Annotated in this window: 24 protein-coding genes; 9 read left to right on the top strand and 15 right to left on the bottom strand. The window is 38.3% G+C overall.

Annotated elements, in window-relative coordinates; genetic code table 11:
* Positions 1–265 precede the first annotated feature (265 nt).
* From F565_RS0100915 to F565_RS0100895, 5 genes are all read left to right on the top strand, one after another.
* Positions 266–4780: an Ig-like domain-containing protein gene (locus tag F565_RS0100915; RefSeq protein ID WP_020211304.1), complete on the top strand. Its 4515-nt coding sequence runs from the start codon at positions 266–268 to the stop codon at positions 4778–4780.
* A 112-nt stretch (positions 4781–4892) separates the two neighbouring features.
* Positions 4893–5885, top strand: a complete 993-nt coding sequence (locus F565_RS0100910) for a glycosyltransferase family 2 protein (protein WP_020211303.1) — start codon at positions 4893–4895, stop codon at positions 5883–5885.
* Positions 5885–6484 (top strand): dephospho-CoA kinase, encoded by a 600-nt coding sequence (gene coaE / locus F565_RS0100905; protein WP_020211302.1) that lies wholly within the window; start codon positions 5885–5887, stop codon positions 6482–6484. Before F565_RS0100910 ends, coaE begins: the two co-directional genes overlap by 1 nt.
* A 59-nt stretch (positions 6485–6543) precedes the next feature.
* Entirely contained in the window at positions 6544–8064 is a 1521-nt protein-coding gene (locus F565_RS0100900) for a sensor histidine kinase (RefSeq protein ID WP_020211301.1), read from the top strand.
* 4 nt (positions 8065–8068) lie between these two features.
* On the top strand, positions 8069–8791 hold the full coding sequence (locus F565_RS0100895; protein ID WP_020211300.1) for a response regulator transcription factor: 723 nt from the start codon (positions 8069–8071) through the stop codon (positions 8789–8791).
* A gap of 233 nt (positions 8792–9024) precedes the next feature.
* Here the strand turns inward: F565_RS0100895 and F565_RS0100890 are convergent, their stop codons facing one another.
* From F565_RS0100890 to F565_RS0100850, 9 genes are all read right to left on the bottom strand, one after another.
* Positions 9025–9765, bottom strand: a complete 741-nt coding sequence (locus F565_RS0100890) for an acyl-[acyl-carrier-protein] thioesterase (RefSeq protein WP_020211299.1) — start codon at positions 9763–9765, stop codon at positions 9025–9027.
* On the bottom strand, positions 9765–10679 hold the full coding sequence (gene miaA / locus F565_RS0100885) for a tRNA (adenosine(37)-N6)-dimethylallyltransferase MiaA (RefSeq protein ID WP_020211298.1): 915 nt from the start codon (positions 10677–10679) through the stop codon (positions 9765–9767). Before miaA ends, F565_RS0100890 begins: the two co-directional genes overlap by 1 nt.
* A 3-nt stretch (positions 10680–10682) precedes the next feature.
* A complete protein-coding gene (locus tag F565_RS0100880; RefSeq protein ID WP_026299804.1) occupies positions 10683–11489 on the bottom strand; it encodes an ion transporter in 807 nt (268 codons plus the stop codon).
* Positions 11490–11540: 51 nt separating this feature from the next.
* A complete protein-coding gene (locus F565_RS0100875) occupies positions 11541–12914 on the bottom strand; it encodes an exonuclease domain-containing protein (protein ID WP_020211296.1) in 1374 nt (457 codons plus the stop codon).
* 87 nt (positions 12915–13001) lie between these two features.
* On the bottom strand, positions 13002–13664 hold the full coding sequence (locus tag F565_RS0100870; protein WP_020211295.1) for a YggS family pyridoxal phosphate-dependent enzyme: 663 nt from the start codon (positions 13662–13664) through the stop codon (positions 13002–13004).
* Between the two features lie 67 nt (positions 13665–13731).
* Positions 13732–14946 (bottom strand): DUF1015 domain-containing protein, encoded by a 1215-nt coding sequence (locus F565_RS0100865; protein WP_020211294.1) that lies wholly within the window; start codon positions 14944–14946, stop codon positions 13732–13734.
* Between the two features lie 122 nt (positions 14947–15068).
* Positions 15069–15959 carry a 3-hydroxyacyl-CoA dehydrogenase family protein gene (locus F565_RS0100860; protein ID WP_020211293.1) on the bottom strand — a complete coding sequence of 297 codons (891 nt, stop codon included), beginning with the start codon at positions 15957–15959 and terminating at the stop codon, positions 15069–15071.
* Positions 15960–15964: 5 nt separating this feature from the next.
* Positions 15965–16966, bottom strand: coding sequence for a PDDEXK nuclease domain-containing protein (locus F565_RS0100855; protein WP_020211292.1), 1002 nt, complete (start codon positions 16964–16966; stop codon positions 15965–15967).
* A 5-nt stretch (positions 16967–16971) separates the two neighbouring features.
* Positions 16972–17937, bottom strand: coding sequence for a Gfo/Idh/MocA family protein (locus tag F565_RS0100850; RefSeq protein WP_020211291.1), 966 nt, complete (start codon positions 17935–17937; stop codon positions 16972–16974).
* A 167-nt stretch (positions 17938–18104) separates the two neighbouring features.
* On the opposite strand from F565_RS0100850, the gene F565_RS0100845 reads away from it, so the two are divergent.
* Positions 18105–18752: a protein-L-isoaspartate(D-aspartate) O-methyltransferase gene (locus F565_RS0100845; RefSeq protein ID WP_020211290.1), complete on the top strand. Its 648-nt coding sequence runs from the start codon at positions 18105–18107 to the stop codon at positions 18750–18752.
* A 55-nt stretch (positions 18753–18807) separates the two neighbouring features.
* On the opposite strand, the gene smpB is transcribed toward F565_RS0100845, so the two are convergent.
* Positions 18808–19266: an SsrA-binding protein SmpB gene (gene smpB, locus F565_RS0100840; RefSeq protein ID WP_020211289.1), complete on the bottom strand. Its 459-nt coding sequence runs from the start codon at positions 19264–19266 to the stop codon at positions 18808–18810.
* 55 nt (positions 19267–19321) lie between these two features.
* Positions 19322–19831, bottom strand: a complete 510-nt coding sequence (locus tag F565_RS20970; RefSeq protein ID WP_020211288.1) for a phosphoglycerate mutase family protein — start codon at positions 19829–19831, stop codon at positions 19322–19324.
* A 58-nt stretch (positions 19832–19889) separates the two neighbouring features.
* On the opposite strand from F565_RS20970, the gene F565_RS0100830 reads away from it, so the two are divergent.
* On the top strand, positions 19890–20120 hold the full coding sequence (locus tag F565_RS0100830) for a VF530 family protein (protein WP_026299803.1): 231 nt from the start codon (positions 19890–19892) through the stop codon (positions 20118–20120).
* Positions 20121–20165: 45 nt separating this feature from the next.
* Here F565_RS0100830 and F565_RS0100825 read toward each other — a convergent pair whose 3' ends face one another.
* On the bottom strand, positions 20166–20579 hold the full coding sequence (locus F565_RS0100825; RefSeq protein ID WP_020211286.1) for a hypothetical protein: 414 nt from the start codon (positions 20577–20579) through the stop codon (positions 20166–20168).
* Between the two features lie 227 nt (positions 20580–20806).
* Between F565_RS0100825 and F565_RS0100820 the strand changes: the two genes are divergently transcribed.
* Together F565_RS0100820 and nhaA are read left to right on the top strand one after the other, a co-directional pair.
* A complete protein-coding gene (locus F565_RS0100820; RefSeq protein WP_154652499.1) occupies positions 20807–21274 on the top strand; it encodes a hypothetical protein in 468 nt (155 codons plus the stop codon).
* 67 nt (positions 21275–21341) lie between these two features.
* Positions 21342–22511 (top strand): Na+/H+ antiporter NhaA, encoded by a 1170-nt coding sequence (gene nhaA / locus F565_RS0100815; RefSeq protein WP_026299802.1) that lies wholly within the window; start codon positions 21342–21344, stop codon positions 22509–22511.
* Between the two features lie 37 nt (positions 22512–22548).
* Here nhaA and F565_RS0100810 read toward each other — a convergent pair whose 3' ends face one another.
* From F565_RS0100810 to F565_RS0100800, 3 genes are read right to left on the bottom strand one after another with little or no spacing between them, the layout of a single operon-like run.
* On the bottom strand, positions 22549–22746 hold the full coding sequence (locus F565_RS0100810) for a DUF6095 family protein (RefSeq protein WP_231559616.1): 198 nt from the start codon (positions 22744–22746) through the stop codon (positions 22549–22551).
* Positions 22747–22756: 10 nt separating this feature from the next.
* A complete protein-coding gene (gene murQ / locus F565_RS0100805; RefSeq protein WP_020211282.1) occupies positions 22757–23572 on the bottom strand; it encodes an N-acetylmuramic acid 6-phosphate etherase in 816 nt (271 codons plus the stop codon).
* Positions 23573–23594: 22 nt separating this feature from the next.
* Complete coding sequence (locus tag F565_RS0100800; RefSeq protein ID WP_020211281.1) at positions 23595–24305, bottom strand: ZIP family metal transporter; 711 nt, start codon at positions 24303–24305, stop codon at positions 23595–23597.
* Positions 24306–24307: the final 2 nt, after the last annotated feature.

Here is a 24307-nt window from a genome sequence, read left to right as displayed (position 1 = left end):
ATTAATGCAAGTCATTGCATAAATATAACATTTAGCCCCTTGTTAGGGGCTTTTTTTATTTAAAGTAGTTAAAACCATTATTTTTCTAACAAGCATTAAATTTATGTTAACATAAATTTAATGCTTACAATTCATTTTTTTCACATTCCATCTTATTTGAGCATTATGTTTTAACAAAATAGTTGCGTAAGCAGTAATTTTACAACATTTTGTTAAGCACGATGCTATTTTCTATAGTTTTAGTAGATTAATAACACATTATTTTATGAAAAAATCTACTTTAGAAATTTTGCAAAAGCAATGGCGCCAACCTCAGCAATGGATAGCCAGCTTTATGATGCTTTTTGTACTTGTGGGTACAAATGCATTTGCACAAACAGTTACGTTAGGATCTGGCACAGAAGTATCTGTGGCAGACTCCGGTAGCGGGCTTGGACCGGTAAACAGCTATTATGCATACATGCATTACCAGGTTGTATACACAGCTGCAGAAATTACTGCTGCCGGTGGGGCAACAGGTACTATTAGCCAGTTCGGCTGGAATGTAGCAACACCCTCTGTGGTTACTTTGCCTAACTATAAAATCAGGTTAGCGCAAACTACAGCTACAAATTCTGCTACGCATAATAATGCAGCCCTCACAGAAGTTTATAGCGGCAACTACACGTCTGTAGGTGGGTATAATATGTTTACATTAACCACACCATTTGTATGGGACGGTACAAGTAACATACTTGTTGATGTTTGTTATGGCGAAGCAGACTTTGACGATCCGTACGGACAGGTTTTTGTATACGGCACGGCAGATGATAGCAGCAGGTTTGTTGTTTCAGATGAAGATGCACTTTGCAATGAGGATACAGATACTGCTAATGATTTTAAACCACAGGCGCGATTTATTTTAACGGCACCACCATCATGTTTTGCGCCCACAGGCTTAACATTTTCCGGATCAACTTCAACCACGGCAACGGTTGTATGGACGGCTCCGTCTACTGCTCCGTCATCTGGATATCAGTATTACTATTCAACAAATAACACCGCACCCACTGCTACAACAGAGGGTACGCCGGTTACTACAGGTACTACAGCCACTATAACGGGCTTAACAGCAAACACACAATATTATGTTTGGGTAAGAAGCAGTTGCGGAGAAAATTTTAGCACCTGGACACCATCTATAACATTTACAACTCCATGTGAAGCTACAGGCATCCCATATTCTGAAAATTTTGAATCAGCTACAACGCCTGCATTGCCAGGTTGTACTACATCTCAAAACGTGGGTAACGGTAATAACTGGACAACATACAGCCCAGCCGGAAACGGGTTTACAAGTAAAGTACTTAATTATACTTATAACAGCAATAACCCTGCAAATGCATGGTTTTATACCCGTGGTTTAAATTTAACGGCCGGAGTATCTTACAGGTTAACATATAAGTATGGTAATAATGGAGGTACTACTTATGTAGAAAGGCTAAGGGTGTCTTATGGTACTGCTAATATTGCTACAAGCATGACTACAGAATTAGCAAATCATAGCAATATTGTAAATAATACAACACCAATTACAAATACTATCGATTTTACGCCATCATCAACGGGAGTATACTACATTGGCTTTAATGTATATTCTATTACCGACAGGAACAGGTTATTTGTAGATGATATCACAGTAGATGTATCGCCATCATGTTTACCACCAAGTGCAGTACAGGTTTCGGCTATAGGCAAAGCTGCGGCTACCCTTTCATGGACAGCGCCGGGTACAGTACCATCTGAAGGATATCAAATTTATTATTCTACAAGCAATGTTGCGCCTACAGCAGAGACTGTAGCTAATGCAACAGCAACAGGCGTAACTACCGGTTTATCAGGTTTACAGCCTTCAACTACATATTATGTATGGGTAAGAGGTAATTGTGGTACTACAAATGGTACAAGTGTATGGGCACCAGTGGCTACATTTACTACGCTTTGCGACTATCCTGAAATAGTTACTGCTAATGATGCAACAGTATGTGGAGAAGGACCTGCACAGCTTACTGCTACAGCTACTAATAGCGGACTACTATACTGGTATGATGCTCCTGTAAACGGAAACTTTATTGGATCAGGCAGCCCATTTGCATCGCCATCGGTAAATGCCACAAGAGATTTTTATGTTAGTGCAACGCAAATTGTATCAAATTCTAATGTAGCGGTGGGTGCAGGTGCAACAACATCTGATACATATTCTAACCCGCTATATTCTAACTGGAGCAATAATCACACGCAACACCTTATTACAGCTCAGGAATTAAGAAGTGCAGGTATTACAGCAGGTAATTTAAATTCGATAGCTCTAAATGTTACTTCAACAAGCTCTATTGCTAATACCGATCTGTCTATTAAAATCGGTACAACTACAGCTACGCAGCTAACAACTTTTGTTAGTAACAATGGCCTTGCAACTGTTTATACAAGTGCAACATATCAGCCAACTACAGGAATAAATACTTTTGCATTTACAACACCTTTTAACTGGGATGGTACATCAAATATTCTTGTAGAGTTTTGCCATGGTAATGCTGCATCAACTGCTACTTTAAGCAGGACTGTGAAAACAGATAACACATCGTACGTATCAACGGTTAAATTCCATGTATCCGATGCTACATCAGCAAGTGCTATATGTGGTACAACTACAGGATCTAACCTGGAGTCCTATTCTGTAAGGCCACAGTTTACATTTAATGGTAATGGTGTTTGCCAGTCGCCTCGTGAAGCGGTTACAGTTACAGTAACAAGCGCACCTGCGATTGAAGTTGCCGCTACAGCGGTTTCAATTTGCGAAGGGCAGAGCACAACACTTTCTGTTGCAAGCGATAATGATGATTATACGTATGTATGGACACCGGGAACTAACCTTACTGGTGAGTCTCAAATAGTATCGCCTGCAGAAACTACAACTTATACTGTTACTGCAACAGATGCTGTTACAGGCTGTGTGGCGGTAGAGCAAATTACGGTTGCAGTTAATACACTACCAGCTGCAATTACCGTAACTCCTGCTACACCAACAGTTTGCCCTGATGCAATAGTAGCACTTACAATTAATGGAGCATCTGCTAATGGTGCAGCTACAGTAGGTACTGCAACAACCCAGACTACAGATACAGAAGAACTTACGGCTTTCTCTAACAGGAGGGTAAATTACAAGAGCCAGACAATTTACACTGCTGCAGAACTTATTGCTGCGGGTTTACAGCCTGGTAGCATAACATCTATAGCTTACAATATATCAAGTTTAGGGGATGCTGCTAATAACGATAGCTATACTGTAAAATTGGGCAGTACAGAAAATGCAGTATTTGCAAATACGACATATTTAAGCGAAACCGGATTTACAACCGTTTACGGACCGGCAACTTATACACATGCTGTAGGTGTAAACACTATTACATTTACAACTCCTTATGTTTGGGATGGTGTATCTAACATTGTTATAAGTGTTTCTCATTTAGGTGCAGATAATGTAAATAATGCTAAAACGTATTATACAGATCTTGGTGCTAATACCACTCTGTTTAATTACAACAATTTAACCTCTGGTTCAGGTACATTATCTCCTAAAAGATTTAATGTAACCTTTAACTATAGTTTTGACACTGTTGTAACCTGGACACCAGCTGCAGGTTTATTTACAGATGAGGCTGCAACCATAGCTTATACAGGACAGGATATAGAGACTGTATATGCAAAATTAACCCAAAGCGCTACTTACACTGTTAGTGCTGCAAACGAGTCTGGCTGTAGTGTTACTGCTACGGCTGTAATAACTGTTGCAGCTACGCAGGCTCCTGTAGCCGATGCTACACAAACATTTTGTGGTGCCGGCGTTATTGCGGGACTTATGGCTACAGGTACAGATATTAAATGGTATGAAAATGCTACAGGTGGTATTGCATTAGTAGATGATGTTGCGCTTGTAAATGGTGAAATATATTATGCATCGCAAACTGCTAACGGTTGCGAAAGCGAAACTAGAACTCCGGTTACTGTTGTTTTAACAACTGTTCTGGTTGATGACCCCGAAGATGTTACACAGTGTGGTGGAACATATACTTTACCGGCATTAACTAATGGTAATTACTATACAGAAAACAATGGTGCAGGCACAATGCTTGAGGCCGGTGCATTAATTGAAGAAACTACAACCCTGTATGTTTTTGCAACATCTGCCACTACGCCAAACTGTACTAACCAGTCTATATTTACTGTAACTATTAATAATACTCCTGCACCAACGGGTGTATCTCCTCAAAGCTTTACTGTTGCTTCTGCTACAGATGCTACGATTGAAGATATTGTAGTAACAGCTACTGGGACTGTTAGATGGTATGCAACTGAGAGCGACGCTATTGCAGGTGTTGCGCTACCGGAAGGTACTCAGCTTGTAGAAGGTAACACGTACTATGCTACTCAAACTATAGGCAACTGTACAAGCACTGAGGTTCTTGCTGTAACTATCGAGGAGATACTTGGTGGTAAAGGGTTTGATCTTGCATCGTTCTCTTACTATCCTAACCCGGTTAACAATGTGCTTAACCTAACTTATTCTTCAGATATTACATCTGTTGCAATATTTAACCTTTTAGGCCAGCAGGTAAATGAGCAAAAGCCTAATACTACTAATGCTAAAGTAGATACCTCTATGCTTGCAGAGGGTACTTACTTAGTAAAAGTTACTGCCGGTAATGCTGTTAAAACTATTAAAGTAATTAAAAAGAATTAATAGCTTATTATAGATTACCGTAGTAAAAAGTAAAATTTTATTACAAACTAAGCCACCAATTTTTGGTGGCTTTTTTATTTATAAAGAGTAACTTTGTTAAAAATTACTGTACATGTTTTTTTCTCTTATTATACCCGTTTACAACAGGCCGGACGAAATTGAAGAACTTTTAGAAAGTCTTACCAGGCAGGTATATACCAATGATTATGAGGTGGTGGTTATAGAAGACGGTTCATCTGTACCATGTAGCGATGTTATCGCAAAGTATGATAGCAGTCTAAATATATCGTATTATTTTAAGCCTAACAGCGGCCCGGGAGATTCCCGTAATTATGGTATGCAAAAGGCGCAGGGAGACTATTTTATAATACTTGATTCTGACTGCATAATACCCCCGCAATATTTGCAAAGCGTAGACATTAACCTTGAAGCACAATATACTGATTGCTTTGGAGGTCCGGATGGAGCGCTTAATTCTTTTAGTGATGTGCAAAAGGCCATTAACTTTTCTATGACATCTTTTCTTACTACCGGCGGCATAAGGGGAAAATCAGAGACGATAGAGAAATTTCAGCCGCGTAGTTTCAATATGGGTATTTCTAAAGCTGCATTTATTGCCTCGCAGGGTTTTGGTAACATCCATCCCGGCGAAGATCCTGATTTGTCTATCAGGTTATGGAAGTTAGGATACACAACCAAGCTTTTTACCGACTCTTACGTATATCATAAACGCCGTATTAACTGGGATAAATTTTATATACAGGTTAATAAATTTGGTAAGGCAAGGCCTATATTAGATAAATGGCATCCGGAGTATAAAAAGATCACATTTTTATTTCCGTCATTTTTCATAGCAGGGCTTGCGGGTTCTCTTATACTAATGTTAATTAATGTGCATTTCTTCTTTTATCTTTATATTTTGTACTTCGCAGCGGTATTTGTGCTCTCTTCTGTTGCCAATAAAAATGTAAAAGTGGGTCTGTTATCAGTAGCAGCGGTTTTTATACAATTTTATGGCTATGGTACCGGGTATATAAATTCGTTTATAAAAATTAATTTGCTAAAGCAGCAACCACAACAGGCATTTCCTGAATTATTTTTTTAATGAAACCAAAAATTATAGGTCTTACGGGGGGTATTGGCAGTGGTAAGAGTACCATTGCGGGTTATTTTGCTGCACTTGATATACCGGTTTATATTGCTGATGATGAGGCAAAAAAAATACTTTTTATGCCTCATGTGGTTAAAGAACTTATAGCAATTTTTGGTAATGATATACTTACAGAGGGCATTCCTGATAAGGCAAAAATAGCAGCCCTTGTTTTTAATAATCCAGAGCAGCTTGCAAAGCTAAATAGTATAATACACCCTAAAGTAGCAGAGCATTTTAAAGATTGGGTTTTACAAAATAGTGGCAAACTTTTTGTTATTAAAGAAACAGCAATTTTGTTTGAAAGCGGTAGTTATAAAGACTGCGATTTTATAATATTAGTGACTGCCCCAACGGATGTGCGCATACAAAGAGTGATGAACCGTGATGGTGTTACCCGGGAAAAAGTACTGCAACGTATAGAAAACCAGTGGAATGACCAAAAAACGATACCCCTGAGCAATTTCGTGATAAATAACATTGATTTGGAATCTGCTAAAGAACAGGTGGTTGACATTAATAATCTTTTAAAAAATGTTATAAATAAGGGGTAGGCGTTAATATTTGGTTAATATTTTTTAGCTGTAAATGTTAAAATGTTAAATTTGTAGTGATGAATAAAACAAAATTTCGCTTACTGGTGTTTTTTATGAGCCTATCGCTGATAGGTATAATACTTGTACAGCTATATTGGGTTAACTCGTCGCTTAAAAATAACGAAGAACAATTTAAATTCCACATCCAGCAGGTGTTAAGCAAAGTTGCTTTTAAACTGGAGCAGCAGGAAGGCGAAGAGTTTTATAAGACTTACAGTCGTTTTAAAGACAGTACGGGTCGTGTACCATTACGTGCTGATTTATTACCGTTTTATGACAGGGCCGTAAAAGAGGGCGATGATACTGTAATATATTCTGACCAGGTTACAAGAGAATATGATGAAGTGTTCTTTGATAAAGATAAGATAGACGATCTTGTAAGAAAAAAATCTAAAGGAAGTAATGTTTCTCAGGATACTAAAAAAAACAAGGTTAACGCTGATGCCGACAGATGGCTGCGTTTTCAGATAGAAGGGTTTCTTAAAGACTATAGGGAGTATAATTACCTTGAAAGCTGGATTAATACAGGAAAACTGCAAAAAATGATCGCCGCTGAGTTAGAGCAAAGCGGCGTTAAAACACCATTTGAGTTTGCTATTTACAACAATAGCCTTTCTACAAAAGTAAGGTCGGCAAATTTTAAGCACGAAGCAGGAATGTATGACCACCCGGTTTTTGAAGACAGTGAAGGGTCTACCCGGTACAAGATAATCGTAAGCTTTCCTGAAAAGAAAACTTTTATTTTCTCATCAATTGTTGGCATAACATCGTTGTCACTGGTATTTACGCTTATAATAATTATAGCTTACTTAAGTGCCATTAACCAGTTGATAAAACAAAAAAATATATCGGAAATTAAGACCGATTTTATTAATAACATGACCCATGAGTTTAAAACACCCATTGCCACTATTAACCTGGCGCTGGATGCTATTAAAAACCCAAAAATATTTGACGATAAAGAGAAGGTACAGCGCTACCTGCAAATGATAAGGGACGAAAATAAGCGTATGCACTCCCAGGTAGAAAATGTACTGCAAATATCGAGGCTCGAAAAGAAAGAGCTTGACATTGATAAAGAGCAGGCAGACATACACGATGTGATTGAAGGTGCAATTGAGCATGTTGATTTAATAATTGAAGAAAGACATGGAACGCTTACACGTCATTTTAATGCGCTGCGAACCACGACATTGTTAAACGATGTTCATTTTACAAACGTTCTTGTTAATATACTGGATAATGCCATCAAATATTCGCCGGACGAACCTGTTATAGATATATCTACAGAGAACGTTAAGGATTTTATTTTGATAAAAATTAAAGATCATGGCCTGGGTATGGGCAAAGCTACCCAAAAAAGGATTTTTGAGAAGTTTTACAGGGAGCATACCGGCGATGTACATAATGTAAAAGGCCACGGACTGGGGCTTGCTTATGTAAAACGAATAGTAGATGATCACAGCAGTCATATATATGTAGAAAGTGAGAAAGGAAAGGGTAGCACCTTTATAATAAAAATGCCACTAATAAATTAAAAATATGGAAGAAGTAAACAAAAAGATTCTTTTAGTTGAGGATGATCCCAACTTTGGAGCCGTACTAAAAGATTATCTCTTAATTAATGATTTTGATGTTACATTAGCCAAAAATGGCATGGAAGGGTTTGAGAAGTTTAAAAAAGACAACTACGACCTTTGCATTCTTGATGTAATGATGCCTTATAAAGACGGATATACCCTTGCAAGAGAAATAAGGGAAAAAAATAAAGAAGTGCCTATTATTTTCCTTACAGCAAAATCTATGAAAGAAGATGTGCTTAAAGGTTATAAAGTAGGTGCAGATGATTACCTTAATAAACCGTTTGACTCTGAAGTGCTTTTAATGAAAATTAAAGCTATTATACAGAGAAAGGCATCTGAAACTAAAACTGATAATTCTAAATTTGAATTCCAGATTGGTAAATTGCACCTGAACTCTAAATTACGTTTCCTTACTTTTGAAAACGATGAGCCTATAAAGCTATCGCCAAAAGAAAACGAATTGTTAAAAATGCTTGCCCTGCATGAAAATGACCTTATGCCAAGGGAACTTGCTCTAACTAAAATTTGGAGAGATGACAACTATTTTACTTCAAGAAGTATGGACGTTTACATTGCTAAACTGAGAAAATACCTTAAAGTAGATGAGGATGTAGAGATACTAAACATTCACGGAGAAGGTTTCAGGCTTGTTGTAAAAAACAAAGTAGCTGAAGAAAAATAAGAACAGGCAACTGTTTATATAATTTAGGAGATTCTTTTTTTACTCTTGGGTAGCGTTTCTTTAAAGGATGCTGTTCCAACGTAAGGGAGAATCTCTTTTTTGTTGTTTATTATAACTATGTATGAATCTAATAAAAAAGCAATCTATTTAATATACATAATTGAATATGCATTTCTGCATTCCATCCTTAAACATAGAAAGCTGAAAACAGAAAACTGAGACTGAGACTAAAACTACTTCCAGTCAAGTTCTAAAGCAAAGCACGGCTTATCATCTTTATTAATGGTAAAGATGGTAGCATTGTCTTCTTTAGCAGAAAATAACTGCACAGCATCGCCCAGTTTAAGTTCGCGCATAAAGTTCATATCAAAACTTTTTAATTGCTGTTTTAAAATAGGGCGCGGATCTATATTGTCAAGGCACCACTCCAAATATTTCACGTTATTGGCATGGTTCACAATATCAACGTCAGACAGCATTACCTTACGCTCACTATTTAATAATAATTCCCGGTTTACATCTATTTTTTTGAAGGATTCTTCAGTTGCTTTTCTTTCTGGATATGTTTCAACATGCTCATGGGGCAGGGCGAGGGCTTCGGCTTTACGAAGCTTAGTATTAAACACCGCCCAGTATGTAACCGACCCTATAATTTTACGTCCGCCCACATGAACCTCAAATGCCCTTATAGAACGTGATCCCTGCAAGTCATATATCCACGTAGTTACAGTAATTGTCTCTGTCCATTTAGGTAATTCGTCAATTTCTACACGCATACGGCTAAGTACCCATGCCTGGTCATGCAGCTGCATATCGGTAAAATTTATCCCACCCATTTCGGCATGGTAACCGGCAGTAAGCTGCAGTATATTACACAATTCGGTATGTTTAAGTAAGCCGTTGGGCGTGCATTGCAAAAAGTTTATTTCCCAGTCGTGTGAGTATACTGATGTAAAATTTGGAGATATTGGCATTATACTTTTTCTTCTATGTAATTTATAATTTCGGTTAATGGTGTTTTAAAGTCAAACCATTTAGCTCCTTCAGTACGTTTAAACCAAGTCATCTGCCTTTTTGCGAAACGGCGGGTGTTCTTTTTTATTTCCTCTAAAGCAAAGGGCAATGTAAACTCTCCATCAAAGTAGCTGAACAATTCGCGATAGCCCACGGTTTGCAAGGCATTTAGGCTTTTATTCGGATATAATTCCCGTGCTTCATCTATAAGCCCAGCCTCAACCATAATGTCTACCCGCTGGTTAATACGGTCGTACATGAGCTGTCGTCCGGCTTCAAGCCCAATGATTACAGGGGTAAAGGTACGGCTGTTTTTTTTAATGTTTAAAAAAGAAGAGTAAGGGCGGCCGGAGCCTATGCAAACCTCTAAGGCGCGCATTAAACGCTGCGGATTTTCCTTTGCAACTTTTTCATAATGCACAGGGTCGAGTAGTTGTAACTGCTGTTGTAAATATTCAATACCATGTAATTCGTAGTTAGCTTTCAGGCTTTCGCGAACGTCTGGTTCAACATCGGGAAAATCATCAAAACCTTTTAGTATGGCGTCAATGTATAAACCAGAGCCACCAACAAGTACTGCATAGTCATTAGTCAAAAACAATTCAGCAAGTTTAGCAATGGCATCGCGCTCAAAGTCGCCAACCGTATATTCTTCAAAAACAGAAATATTTTGTATAAAATTATGGGGTGCTGCAGCGAGTTCTTCGGCAGAAGGTACTGCTGTACCGATAGCCATTTCTATAAAAAACTGCCTGCTGTCTGCCGAAATGATTTCGCAGTTAAAATGCTGCGCAATTTGTATTGCCAGAGCTGTTTTGCCAATGGCGGTAGGGCCTATTACTGCAATAAGGTATTTTTTTTGAGAGGTGTTCATAGATTATTTTAGGCTGGCGCCACAATTATAACAAAACTTAGCGTCGTCGCGGTGCTGGTGGGTGCCGCAATTGGGGCATGCCTGTGTGTTAAGGTGTGCTTTTTCGTTCATAAACTGAGCAGTAACAAGCCCAGTGGGTATAGCAATAATGCCGTAACCCATTATCATAATAATTGTAGAAAGAAACTGCCCCAGTGGGGTAAGTGGGGTAATGTCTCCAAAGCCCACTGTTGTTAGTGTTACAATTGTCCAGTATACGCTTACAGGTATACTTGTAAAACCACTTGCAGGGCCTTCTATCATATACATTAAAGTGCCCATTATAACACAAAGCACTACAACGCTAAACAGAAAAACCGCTATTTTAGTCCGGCTCTTCTTTAAAGCTTCAACAAGCTGGTTAGATGCCCCAACAAAATTGTGCAATTTTAGTATCCTGAAAACCCTTAGCAGCCTTATCGCCCTGATAGCAATAAGGAAACCTGTACCGGGAAACATAAGCCCGATATATTTAGGCAATGTTGCCAAAAGATCTACAATGCCGTAAAAGCTAAAAACGTAACGTAATGGTTCACGAACAGCAATAACACGGCCTATATATTCGAGGGTAAAAAGTATTGTTATTACCCATTCTATAACAGCAAGCTGGTGACCGTATACAATTTTTATCGAGGCGACACTTTCCAGCATTACGGCTACAATGCTTAAAAAAATAACACAAAGCAATATAATGTCAAAAAGCCTGCCTGCGCGGGTATCTGCCTCATAAATTATAGTATGTAGCTTTTTCCGGAAATCTTCGGAAATCATTCCGCGGTTTATGGGTGGGTTTTCCTGCATTACATAAAGATACTAAATAGCTTAAAAGTGCAGTATTTTTAAATCTTTCTTTTTCCTTATATACCCTCTTATTATACTTTTAGCATCTTTACTGTCCTCCATAAGCACAAGAATGTTTTTAAGTATATCAAGATTGTTAACCTGGTAGTTAAGTTTATAAAAACCATAGCCTATATACTTGCCATTTTCTATAAGCACCACACTGCGCTCGTCAACCTTCCGGCCACGGTCTATAATTGCCATGGTTTGACCGTTAAACGAATTAAAGCTTATAAATTCTCCCACTCGAACATTATATTCAGTATGAAGTTCTGCACCTATACAGCCGCCGTTACAATTACCTGTGCCATAAGGAAAGCAGGCATCTGTAACAGAAGGGTCTAAGCCATTTATTTTTTGGCACAGATTATATTTTTCGGTAATTCGTATCAGCGCATTTTTACCTTCGGCAGCACCCGAAAATGAGATGATTTCTTTTTTACGGCCATCAGTTTTTGTAAGGCTTAACGCTATGTAACCATTGGTGTTTTTTGCAGCATACAATGACCACGGAAAAGTAGCCTTTTTTTGCGAACGGTTAAGTAGCGGCTGGTTTACTTTTATTTCCTGGCATTCTTTAAGCAGGGCTATAAGTTCGCTGCCGGTTTCTTCGTAAGTAACGGTAAAAGCATCTTTTTGTATGCGCTTAGACCGCCTTGATGTTCCTGTAAAATGCTGGTTAACACGCTTTTTTATGTTTCGGCTTTTGCCAATGTAAATAAGTTCGCCGTTTTCTTTATAAATGTAATACACACCCGTAACGGCAGGTATGCTATTAAGCATATCAAGCAGCTTGGTAGAAAGCCCTTTCTTTTGTTGGGAATTCTCCGATTTTACGAGGCCCTTTACAATTTCTTTTTCTATATCTTTATCTAAAAGAAGTTTAAATAATTCTACCGTAGCAAGAGCATCGCCGGTGGCACGGTGCCTGTCGCTCATGGGTATACCCAGTGCGCGAACAAGCTTGCCCAGGCTGTGGGATGTTTGTTCAGGCAGTAATTTTTGTGAAAGCTCTACCGTACAAAGCGACTGACGTTCGAAATTATAACCAAGCCTGTCAAACTCTGTACGAAGAATGCGATAATCAAACTGGGCATTATGGGCTACAATAATGCATCCCTCTGTAATTTCTATAATACGTTTTGCAACCTCATAAAACTTAGGTGCGCTGCGCAGCATGGCATTATTAATACCGGTAAGTTTAACCACAAAGGGTTGTATTTCTTTTTCGGGGTTTACAAGGCTTATAAACTGGTCTGTAACCTCGTGGCCGTCAAATTTGTAAATGGCAATCTCTGTAATTCCCTCTTCATTAAATTGTCCACCCGTCGTTTCTATGTCAAGTATTGCGTACAAATATCTTATTCAGGTTAAAAGTTTAAAAAGCAATACACTTTTGCTATTGCTTTATGTAAAGATACAAAGTTCGTAAATGCAAACCACCTATCTGCTGCCAAAAATACTGCTGCCAATTCTTACCATGGTACTGCCGCAGTCAATCGCAATTTTGTAATCGCCGCTCATGCCCATTGATAATGTTGATGGCTGTAAGTTATTAGTTGTTGGCAACTCATTAAGGCTGTCAAAAATAGCTTTAAGACGCGTAAATTCTTTAGTTACCTGCGTTTCATCATCCGTAAATGTAGCCATGCCCATAAGGCCGGTTACCCTAATGTTTTCCATGTGCTTAAATTCCTCCGACTCTAACAATTGCTGCAGTTCGCTTTCATCTAAGCCAAATTTAGAGTCTTCTTCTGCTATATGCATCTGCAATAAACAGGCAATAATCCTGCCATTTTTAGCAGCCTGTTTATTAATTTCGGCCAATAGTTTCAGGCTGTCCACACCATGAACGAGGCTCACGAATGGCGCCATGTATTTTACCTTATTGCTTTGTACATGCCCAATCATGTGCCACTCAATATCCTTTGGCATCTGCTCATGCTTATCTGCCATTTCCTGTATCTTGTTCTCGCCAAAAATGCGTTGCCCTGCATCATAAGCCTCCATCAAATCAGGTACAGGTTTTGTTTTAGAAACAGCTACGAGTGTAACATGCCCCGGAAGGTCGTTTTTTATTTCGAGTAGGTTATTTTGTATTGACATTTATTTTTATTTATAGCATGTTGCTTTAAGGAGCATCAAAATCTGAAATCTACATTCTGAAATCTTATCAAAGTTCATACACAACCAAACCACTCCTGAACTTAGGCTCAATATACGTGCTTTTAGGCGGCATAATAAGGTTATTATCGGCAAGTTCTTTTATTTCCTGTATGCTTGCAGGAAACAATATAAAACCTACCTGGTAGTCGCCACTGTCTATAATTTCTTTAATGGCTGTTATGGGCTTGCTTCCGGGAATATACTCTATACGCTCGTCATTACGTAGATCGTGTATAGCAAGTAAGGGTTCAAGTACTTTGTTATAAAGTATCTGTGCATCAAGCGCCTCGCGCACTGAACTAAAATTCGTGTCCTTTAATTTAAGTGCATAAAACTCTCCATCAAGATACATCCCAAACTGGTATTTTTTTTCCGGTTTCCACAATTCCATGTGCTTGTTCTCAACAGTAAAATCTTTAGCAAGTGCAGTAAGAAACTGTTTTTTAGTATGCCCGTTAAGGTCGCGGATAATGCGGTTGTATTCGTATATCTTCAGGTCGGTTTCGCAAATAAGAAAACTCATAAAATAGTTAAGGTTTTCATTACCTGAAGCTTTGTCCTGTTCATAAAGCAATTCTGCCGAAGCTGAGCGATGGTGGCCATCGGCTATGTAAAGGCTTTTCATACCTGCAAATTGTTGTTGCAGCCAGTCAATTTCGGCATCGTCTTTTATGCGCCATAACGTGTGTTTGTCGCGGTTAAGTGACGAAAATAAATATACAGGCCGCTTGTGCTTGCGGGTAGATATCCATTTTTTTAAAGCAAGATTTTCGGGATACGTTATGAGTACCGGCTCTGTATTAAAGCCTGTTTGATGAAGGTAATCTTTAAAATATTCTACGCGGTACTCTAAAGTATCTTCATGTTTTTTTATAACGTTATTTTGATAATCTTCTACAGCTGTGCCTGCTATAATGCCTGAATAGACCTGATTTTTACTTTGTATTTCGTATAAATAAAATACCGGTGCATCTTCCTGGTTTAATATCTCTTCGTGCTTAAACTCCTCATATCTTGTGCGTACCGATTTGAACCTTGTTTCTGCCGAAGCTTTTTGAAGGTTAATGTAGGCAGGGTTTAATATATGAAGAAAAGAAAAAGGGTTATAATCCAGCTGAGAGGCCAGTTCTGCAGGGCTGTATTCATCGTAAGAACGGGATGTTACCAGGCTCACTTTATCGCGTGCCGGGCGTACTGCTTTAAAAGGGACTATTTTTGCCAAGGGGTTTGTTGTTTAAAGTTTCAGGTTCAAAGTTTTTTGAAGTTGATATACTTAATAAAAATAGAGATTCTGCGCTTCGTTGCACTTCGCTTTGAATGATAAGCTAAATACCGCTGCTTAGACTATTTAGTAAACTGGCGTGCTACTTTTTCGGCCTTTTTACTTTCGCTGTAATCATAAAAACCTTCGCCCGATTTTACTCCAAGCTTACCGGCACGTACCATATTTACCAATAGGGGGCATGGGGCATACTTAGGGTTTTTAAAACCATCGTGCATTACATGAAGTATAGAAAGGCAAACATCAAGGCCAATGAAGTCGGCTAATTGTAGCGGACCCATAGGGTGCGCCATGCCCAGTTTCATAACAGTATCAATTTCGTACACGCCTGCAACACCGTTGTAAAGTGTTTCTATAGCCTCGTTAATCATGGGCATCAGGATGCGGTTAGCCACAAACCCGGGATAATCGTTTACCTCTACGGGAACTTTACCCAGTTTTTCAGATAACGCCATGATGTCTTTTGTCACCTCATCGGATGTATTATACCCGCGGATAATTTCTACCAGTTTCATGATAGGCACAGGGTTCATAAAGTGCATGCCTATAACTTTGTCCTGCCTGTTAGTTACCGCAGCAATCTGGGTAATGGATATAGACGATGTATTGGTTGCCAGAACGGTACGCTCTTCGCAATATCTGTCAAGGTCTTTAAATATTTTAAGTTTAAGGTCTACATTCTCTGTAGCAGCCTCAACAACAAGGTCTACATTAATTACACCATCCTCAATATCAGTATAGGTAATAATATTGCCTATGGTGTTCATTTTATCTTGTTCGGTAATCGTCCCTTTACTTACCATCCTGTCCAGGTTGGCCGCAAGGGTGTTCATACCTTTATCTAACGATTTTTCAGATACATCAATAAGTTTAACGCTAAAACCGCTTTGTGCAAATGCATGTGCTATGCCATTGCCCATGGTTCCGGCACCTATTACTGCTATGTTTTTCATGTTTGTTATGGTTGGTTGTTTTGGTTTTCTATTTCTTTTCTTAACTCATTAAGTAATTGCTCTTCTGTAGGCAGAATAAGTTTATATTGGCTTGCCATGATAGTTTTGTTATTTTCGGGAAGCGAAAATTTTACGACGGCATTATTTTTATCAGCGCAAAGTAATACACCAATAGTAGGTTTTTCATGTTCCAGTTTTTCTACCCTGTCAAAATAATTGACATACATTTGCAATTGCCCTAAATCTTCATGGGTAAGCTTATGTGTTTTAATTTCAAAAACAACGAAACATTGTAGTAAACGATTGTAAAAAACAAGATCGGCATAAAATTCATCTCCATCAAGGTGAATCCTTTTTTGTCGTGCAACAAAAGAAAATCCATTACCTAATTCAAGTAAAAAATCCTGTAAATGAGTAATAATAGCCTGCTCTAAATCTTTTTCATAATAAGCACTTTCGCGTCTTAGTCCTAAAAACTCAAGTATCATAGGGTCTTTAATAATCTCTTGGGGTGTGGTTGGCAGTTTTTCGTTTCGGGCAACCGCTAATACGCTTTCCTTATCATTACTCATTAATAACCTTTCATAAAGCTGGCTGTTGATTTGCCGCTCCATTTGCCTTACCGACCAGTTATTCTTTACAGTTTCAGCAATATAATATTCTCGTTTGTTGTTGTTTTCAATACGTAATAATGTTCTGTAATGACTCCAGCTTAATTGTGAACGCAGTGTGTTCACAATTGGGAATGTTTTGTAGAATTGCCTATACCAATTTAAATTTCTTGAAGAAAAGCTTTCACCATGTTCCGGCTGCAATTCTTTAGAAAGATATTTTATAAGATAGCTCCCATAATCAGCCCTATCTTTACCCTGTTGCTCTTCATTAAATATGCGTTCGCCAATATGCCAGTATAATAAAGTACGGTAATGATCTACCGAACGAATAGCATTCTCTTTAGCAGCAGCTATTAATGTCTTAACATCAGAAAGTAAATTAGGCTGCAGCATATCTTCTACTTCTTAAAACAGTCAATAATCTTATAAGCAACCCTTAGCGCTTCAGTACCATCTTCCAGCGTTACAACAGGGGTAGTGTTGTTATTTATGGCATCGGCAAAAGTTTCAAGCTCGTCCAGTATTGCGTTGTTTGCTGCTACATCAGGGTTGTCAAAATATATTTGTTTTTTTATACCTTCAGCATTTTGGAGTATCATATCAAAATCGCCGGGAACTTCCGGTGCATCCTTCATCTTTACCACTTCACATACCTTATCTAAAAAGTCGACAGAGATATAGGCATCTTTTTGGAAAAATCGCGATTTACGCATGTTTTTCATAGAGATGCGGCTTGCAGTAAGATTTGCCACGCAGCCATTTTCAAATTCAATACGGGCATTGGCAATATCGGGCGTATCACTAATTACAGAAACGCCACTGGCATAAATATTCTTAACCTTCGATTTTACCACACTCAATATAACATCAATGTCGTGTATCATAAGGTCCAGGACCACTGGCACGTCCGTTCCGCGAGGGTTAAACTCGGCAAGACGGTGTGTTTCTATAAACATAGGGTTTTCTATCTTGGCTTTAGTAGCTGTAAATGCAGGATTAAAGCGCTCTACATGGCCTACTTGGCCCTTAATATTATATTGGTTAGCCAGCTGTAGTATTTCATCAGCTTCTTCTATAGTATTAGCTATAGGCTTTTCTATAAATACATGTTTGCCGGCTTTTATAACCTCTACTGCACATTCGTGGTGCGACAGGGTAGGGGTAACAATATCTATAACATCTGCAGCGGCAATAAGAGCAGCTATGGTATCAAACTTTTGGTAGCCAAATTCTTTGGCCACTTTATCGGCATTATCGCTGTTAGGGTCGTAAAAACCTACAAGTTCATATTTTTGGGACTGGTTGAGCAAACGCAGGTGTATCTTTCCCAGATGGCCCGCGCCTAAAACGCCAACTTTTAGCATAATAATAAATTTTTATCAAAAATAACATTATTTACTTTGATATTCCAAACTTAACAGGGCAAAAGAGTGTAGCGAAATCGATGTTTTATAATCGTGAAGAGATGTGCGGCAGAGTTGGAATTTGTCAAATTTGTTTGTTATTTTTACCGCCAAACAATATCTGCACTTTGAAAGACACCGCCAAACACCAAGGACTTCGTAATCAGCTCGCCTCTGTTTTATCTCAAAAAGGTATAACCGATAAAAATGTGCTGGAAGCTATTAAAAAAATACCCAGGCACCTGTTTTTAAACTCCAGTTTTGAAGATTACGCCTACCAGGACAAAGCCTTCCCCATAGGGGCGGGGCAAACTATATCGCAACCCTATACAGTAGCTTTCCAGAGCCAGTTGCTGGAAGTTAAAAAAGACGATAAGGTACTCGAAATAGGCACAGGATCTGGCTACCAGACTGCCGTGCTGTACACTATGGGCGCTAAAGTATTTAGTATAGAAAGGCAAAACGAACTTTTTAAAAGTACCTCGCTGCTGTTGCCTAAGTTAAACATTAGGCCTAAGTTATTAACTTTTGGTGATGGCTACAAAGGGCTGCCCAATTATGCCCCGTTTGACAGCATAATTGTAACAGCCGGTGCCCCTATGATTCCGCAGCCGCTTATGGCGCAGCTTAAAGTGGGGGGCAGGCTTGTTATACCCGTGGGTGAAGAAGGGCAGGCACAAATAATGACAATGCTGATACGCAAAAACGAAACCCAGTTTGAGAAACATGAGTTTGGCGAATTTAGGTTTGTACCGCTATTAGAAAACAAGAATTAGTGTTTATATAATAAAACAATAGAGGCTCCAATAATTGAAGCCTCTATTGTTTTATTTAAGTCCTGAATTCTTTTTTAATCCGGGCAATATCGCGTTTAGTATCCTGTTCTTTCAGGTTTTCGCGTTTGTCATAGTTTTTACGGCCACGGCAAAGGCCTATTTCAAGTTTAGCCATGCCTTTCTCATTAGTAAACAACCGTAGCGGAACAATGGTTAAACCCTGGTTTTGTACACTTTTGTTAAGGCTCTTTAATTCTTTTTTATTTAAAAGAAGCTTTCGTTCACTTTTAGGGGCGTGGTTAAAGCTACGGCTAAAGGTATACTCCTCAATATTGGTATTAATTGCAAATAGCTCAAGATCATGAAATTCGCAAAAACTTTCGGCAATAGATGCTTTACCCAGGCGTATGGATTTTATTTCAGATCCTGCCAACACTATACCCGCCGTATATCGGTCTATAATTTCGTAATCAAACCGGGCGCGCTTATTTAATATATTTACTGTTTTTAGCATAAGGATGGCAAAGGTAAGCACAATAGTTTAATGTAGCAATAGCGTTAAGAGTACATTATATTTTTACCAGCTCATGGGTTATGTTGTCTCCTTTAATGGTAATTATGTATAGGTTGCCATATTCATTTTCCGGTATGTCTTTATAAATATTTTTTCCTAAATAGTTGTTTATAGTAGCTGGTATTGTATTACCATGCCCTACAACAATAATTTTTTCGCCTTTATGTTTTTCGGCAATATCTTTTAAAAAGAAATTTTTAGGGTCGTAGGTATTAATTTCTGTATTATATGTAGTGCCCGGAGTACGATCTAAAGCAATAACGGTTGCAGTCATAATTGTGTAAACAGACCTCTTGTTAGCAGTTGTGTAAAATATCGAAATTTGCTTTTCTTTAAAATAATCTGCCCATTTGTTTGCTCTTAAATTCCCGGCTTCAGATAATTCATGATCTGCGCTGTCATCTACTTTTTCGGCATGACGAATAAGATAAATAGTGGTAGTGGCTTCCTGTCCCTGCACTGCAAAAAACAAAAGCAGGGCAATAGTAAGGTAAAAGTTTTTCATGGTTTAAAGTTTGATTGGAATTATAAATATACATTTTATAATTATTACTTTTACACTTATGGAAAACCTTAAGCCCAAAGACCCGCTGCACGGCATTACTCTTAAAAAAATTCTTGAAGACCTTGAGGCTTTTTATGGCTTTGATACGTTAGGCGAACTTATAAATATTAAATGTTTTAAAGAAAACCCAAGTGTAAAATCAAGCCTTACCTTTTTACGTAAAACCGATTGGGCACGTAAAAAAGTGGAAGGACTTTACATTAAAACACTGCCAAAATTACCTGCTTAAATAAAAAATCTCCTTAATAAGGAGATTTTAAGCAAAATTGTATTTTTATTGGGCTGTTACCACAATGGTTTTTGTAATGTAAGCTAGGGTACCATCTTTTTGAAACCTTAATACATAACTACCGGCTGCAGGGGCTGTAAATATATAAGGTTTTGTAAGTGTGGTAGATGTTGCGGTACAATTGCAGCCGGTATACTCTACAACCGGAACAATGTCTTTAGGATAACCATTCGTTTCTGCAATGCGGTTAAAGCTACCACATGAATTATCCAGTTTAAAATCAAGGTTAATGGTTATTGGCCTGTTTACTATTGTAGAGTCGGGTCCTGACACAGCAGTTGTATAAGCAAAACCCGATGAGTAGCAGGTAGTATCGTTATCGCCATCTAAACTGCAGGCGGCAGTTATACCGGCAATAATGATTATCAAAGCTAAAAATTTTAATTTAATATTTTTCATTAGTTGTTGTTTTGTTATGATAGACACTTAAAAGTTGCGGGCAGAACTTTAGTTTATTACAAAAGTATATTTTTTATATTATGTAACCTATAATATTTTACAGCTAACGATTGTTTACCAGAATTGTATTTGGGTTAAACAATTATGATTATTATCAGTACAATGTAAGTTATTATTATGTATATTAAGATATATTGGCGAATGCACATGATATTTAATATATGTTTATGATACTCATTTTTAAATGTGGTATTATAAATGCTAACTTTAACTATGCATTCACTTTAACTAAAATACTCAATATGTATACCTACACAATGACATTTGTTTATGAAGGGGAGTTAGGTTTACCGAAAAAATCTTTGAAGGACAAGGCGGGCGTATCGTCTATAATTTTAAAGAAAATGGCCGAACATGAACTTACCCTTGCAGATTTTAACTGGTCTGGCAATTATAATAAAGAGAACACACTATCATACCTTAATGAGCCATACCATTGCAGCGCGGTTATAGAAATGCGGCTACGGTTAGATCTTAACAGCCTTCAAAGCAGAGAAACTATTTATGAAAGGTGTATTATAGCTTTAAAGAAAAAAGAACTAATTCTGCATCATTCGCAAGAGCTAAATAACCCTATACTTAATAAACAGCAAAACATTTTTAGCTTTGATATGAAGAGCAGAGTTGCCGCTTAATCCTTATCTATATTGAATTACCATATTTTGCTTGCTTACTAAAAAGACGGGATGTATTTTTACGCCTATGACAAAATTAATTAACCTAAAGATTTTCCCTCATTTTTTTAGATCATCTTCTGCAGGTGGAATATTATTAGTCCTTTGTGTTGTAACGTCTTTGCTAATAGCTAATACCGGCTGGGCAAATGCTTTTACCGAATTACTGAATGCTGAAGCCGGCTTCGAAGTGAATAATTTTCATTTGAGATATCCTGTTTTATTGTGGATTAATGATGGGCTCATGGCAATCTTTTTTTTACTCGTTGGTTTAGAGATTAAAAGGGAGGTTGCAGAAGGTGAACTGTCATCTGTAAAGCAGGCATCGCTGCCGGTACTTGCAGCCATAGGTGGTGTAATTGTGCCAGCTGTTATCTATACAGTTTTTAATTCATCAAATGCGTTTACGGCTAAAGGGTGGGCTATCCCTATGGCTACAGATATTGCCTTTGCATTAGGCATACTCTCACTTTTGGGTAGCAAAGTACCAACTGGGCTTAAGGTCTTTTTAGCTGCATTGGCAATTGCAGATGATCTTTTGGCAATAATGGTAATAGCCGTTTTTTATTCATCGCAACTGCATTTTGATTATCTTGCTTATGCGGGTGCTATTTTTATACTACAGATTATCTTTAACCGAATGGGAATTAAGAATATAGCATTCTATATAATTCCGGGTGTGGTAATGTGGTATTTTATACATCATTCCGGTATACACGCCACTATTGCAGGTGTATTAACTGCACTAACGCTGCCTACTAACGAAAATGACTCTGATTCACCTTTAGAAAAACTGGAGCACTTTCTTACACGCCCTGTAAACTTTATAATCATGCCCCTTTTTGCCCTGGCTAATACTAATATTACTTTTGAGGCCGGTATGCTGCATGGTCTTGCAGGCACTATGGGTTTAGGGATTTTGCTTGGCCTTGTAGTTGGCAAACCCGTAGGTATTGTAGCTATGTCTTGGCTATCGGTAAAATTAAATGTAGCAAAACTTCCCGCTGGTACTAACTGGATGCATGTAATAGGGTTAGGCTTGTTAGGGGGTATAGGTTTTACAATGTCTATCTTTATTGCATTGCTTTCTTTTAATGATACTGCTTATCAAAACGAAGCTAAATTTGCAGTCCTAACAGCGTCCGTTATTGCCGGTACTGCCGGTTTTTTACTGCTAAAAGTTTATAACAAAAGATAATAGGGTCGATTACTTGACTTTAAGGTTTAATAAATATTTATTTATTAAACATGCTTTTCATAATGGTGCGCAAGCCTAAAAATACAAATACAATTGCCGCAATACAAAAAATAATGCCACCACTAAGAACTGGTATGTAAAGCGGGTGCGCCTGGTTTTTAAAAGAGCTGTGTATAACTACAGGCCCTATAAAAAACAGGGGTAATGCTATGCTAAGGTATTTAATACCCTTCATTAAAACTTTTTTATTTGTTGGCATAGGCTTCTATTGCTTTGCGTACGTTTTTATGTTCATCTAATAATTTAGCTGCTTCTTCCTGAGGGATGTTAAGTTCGTCCACGATCATTTGCACGCCACGGCCCACAAGCTTATGGTTACTAAGCTGCATATCTACCATTTTGTTCCCCTTTATACGCCCAAGCTGAATCATAGTAGCCGTAGTAATCATGTTAAGCACCAGTTTTTGTGCAGTACCGGCTTTCATGCGCGAACTTCCTGTTACAAACTCAGGGCCTGTAACCACCTCTATAGGATACTTTGCCGTAGCTGCAAGGGGGCTGCCTGCATTGCAGGTAATACAGCCTGTTAATATATTATTAGCATTGCATTGCTCTAAGCCACCTATAACATAAGGTGTACTGCCAGATGCTGCAATGCCTACAACAACATCTTTATAGTTAACGTTGTAATCAGATAAGTCTTTCCATGCCTGTTCGCGGTTATCTTCGGCAAATTCTACTGCACGGCGAATGGCAGTATCTCCACCGGCTATAAGGCCAATAACCATATCGAACGGAACACCAAAGGTAGGAGGGCATTCTGATGCGTCTACTATGCCAAGCCTGCCGCTGGTACCTGCGCCTATATAAAATAATCGGCCCCCGTTCTTCATGCGTTCAACGAGTTGCTGTATAAAGCTTTCTATCTGCGCAAGCGCATTTTCTACAGCCAACGGTACGGTTTTATCTTCGTTATTTATGTTTGAAAGCAAGTCATGCACAGACATCTTTTCCAGATGTTCGTATTTAGAGGCTTGTTCGGTAGTTCTTGTAAAAGACATTGTTTAAGGCTTTAATATAAAGTTAAAGATAATAGGCCATAATTACACCTAATATAATAACCATAAGTTTGGCAAGGTTAAATTTATGGTTCTCGCCACTCTCAAATATTATGGTAGACGATATATGAAAAAGGATACCTACCACAACGGCAGATATTTCTGTATGGTAATTGCTTACAAACTGCAACTGGCCGGAAACCAGCGTGCCCAGCGGTGTCATTACTGCAAAGGCAAGCATAAACAGCATTATGGCAGTTTTGTTAAGCCCTGAGTTAATAAAGAAAGCCGTTAATATAATGGCAATAGGAAAGTGGTGTATGGCAATACCCCAGGCCATATCATGATGATGGCTCACCGGCATACCCTCCAGCAATGCATGGATACACAAACTTATAAACAGCAGCCAGGGCATACTGTGTTCATGCTCATGTTTGTGGCTGTGTACATGGCCATGCTCTGCACCTTTACTAAAATACTCAAGCACGATTTGAAAGATAATACCTGCCATGATAAATAACCCCACAGGGTTATTGTGCCGGTGCTCTCCTTCGCCATCTTCATGGCTGTGCAGGCCTTCATACACTTCGGGCAAAATATGCATTACCGTAAGCGATAATAAAAACGAACCACTAAAAGCCAGCAGGAGTTTTAAATTCTTTTTATTTTCCGGCTTTAATATCAGGGCCATTATATAGCCAAAAATTACCGAAAGTAAGGGTATTAAATATATCATCC

Origin of the sequence: Flavobacterium rivuli WB 3.3-2 = DSM 21788, assembly GCF_000378485.1 — a bacterium.
GTDB classification, from domain to species: Bacteria; Bacteroidota; Bacteroidia; order Flavobacteriales; family Flavobacteriaceae; genus Flavobacterium; species Flavobacterium rivuli.
The sequence above is the reverse complement of the archived record's forward strand: the minus strand, read 5'-3'. Positions and strand labels throughout refer to the sequence as shown.

Excerpts from the sequence above, each read along its gene's own strand:
- F565_RS0100860 (WP_020211293.1), bottom strand. The coding sequence starts at position 15,959 with ATGAAAAACATAGCAGTAATAGGTGCCGGAACCATGGGCAATGGCATA.
- smpB (WP_020211289.1), bottom strand. The coding sequence starts at position 19,266 with ATGCTAAAAACAGTAAATATATTAAATAAGCGCGCCCGGTTTGATTAC.
- F565_RS20970 (WP_020211288.1), bottom strand. The coding sequence starts at position 19,831 with ATGAAAAACTTTTACCTTACTATTGCCCTGCTTTTGTTTTTTGCAGTG.
- F565_RS0100915 (WP_020211304.1), top strand. The coding sequence starts at position 266 with ATGAAAAAATCTACTTTAGAAATTTTGCAAAAGCAATGGCGCCAACCT.
- F565_RS0100850 (WP_020211291.1), bottom strand. The coding sequence starts at position 17,937 with ATGCTAAAAGTTGGCGTTTTAGGCGCGGGCCATCTGGGAAAGATACAC.
- nhaA (WP_026299802.1), top strand. The coding sequence starts at position 21,342 with ATGACAAAATTAATTAACCTAAAGATTTTCCCTCATTTTTTTAGATCA.
- F565_RS0100910 (WP_020211303.1), top strand. The coding sequence starts at position 4,893 with ATGTTTTTTTCTCTTATTATACCCGTTTACAACAGGCCGGACGAAATT.
- F565_RS0100825 (WP_020211286.1), bottom strand. The coding sequence starts at position 20,579 with ATGAAAAATATTAAATTAAAATTTTTAGCTTTGATAATCATTATTGCC.
- F565_RS0100895 (WP_020211300.1), top strand. The coding sequence starts at position 8,069 with ATGGAAGAAGTAAACAAAAAGATTCTTTTAGTTGAGGATGATCCCAAC.
- F565_RS0100880 (WP_026299804.1), bottom strand. The coding sequence starts at position 11,489 with ATGATTTCCGAAGATTTCCGGAAAAAGCTACATACTATAATTTATGAG.
- F565_RS0100800 (WP_020211281.1), bottom strand. The coding sequence starts at position 24,305 with ATGATATATTTAATACCCTTACTTTCGGTAATTTTTGGCTATATAATG.
- F565_RS0100900 (WP_020211301.1), top strand. The coding sequence starts at position 6,544 with ATGAATAAAACAAAATTTCGCTTACTGGTGTTTTTTATGAGCCTATCG.
- F565_RS0100830 (WP_026299803.1), top strand. The coding sequence starts at position 19,890 with ATGGAAAACCTTAAGCCCAAAGACCCGCTGCACGGCATTACTCTTAAA.
- F565_RS0100820 (WP_154652499.1), top strand. The coding sequence starts at position 20,807 with ATGATACTCATTTTTAAATGTGGTATTATAAATGCTAACTTTAACTAT.
- F565_RS0100855 (WP_020211292.1), bottom strand. The coding sequence starts at position 16,966 with ATGCTGCAGCCTAATTTACTTTCTGATGTTAAGACATTAATAGCTGCT.
- miaA (WP_020211298.1), bottom strand. The coding sequence starts at position 10,679 with ATGAACACCTCTCAAAAAAAATACCTTATTGCAGTAATAGGCCCTACC.
- F565_RS0100870 (WP_020211295.1), bottom strand. The coding sequence starts at position 13,664 with ATGTCAATACAAAATAACCTACTCGAAATAAAAAACGACCTTCCGGGG.
- F565_RS0100810 (WP_231559616.1), bottom strand. The coding sequence starts at position 22,746 with ATGAAGGGTATTAAATACCTTAGCATAGCATTACCCCTGTTTTTTATA.
- coaE (WP_020211302.1), top strand. The coding sequence starts at position 5,885 with ATGAAACCAAAAATTATAGGTCTTACGGGGGGTATTGGCAGTGGTAAG.
- murQ (WP_020211282.1), bottom strand. The coding sequence starts at position 23,572 with ATGTCTTTTACAAGAACTACCGAACAAGCCTCTAAATACGAACATCTG.
- F565_RS0100890 (WP_020211299.1), bottom strand. The coding sequence starts at position 9,765 with ATGCCAATATCTCCAAATTTTACATCAGTATACTCACACGACTGGGAA.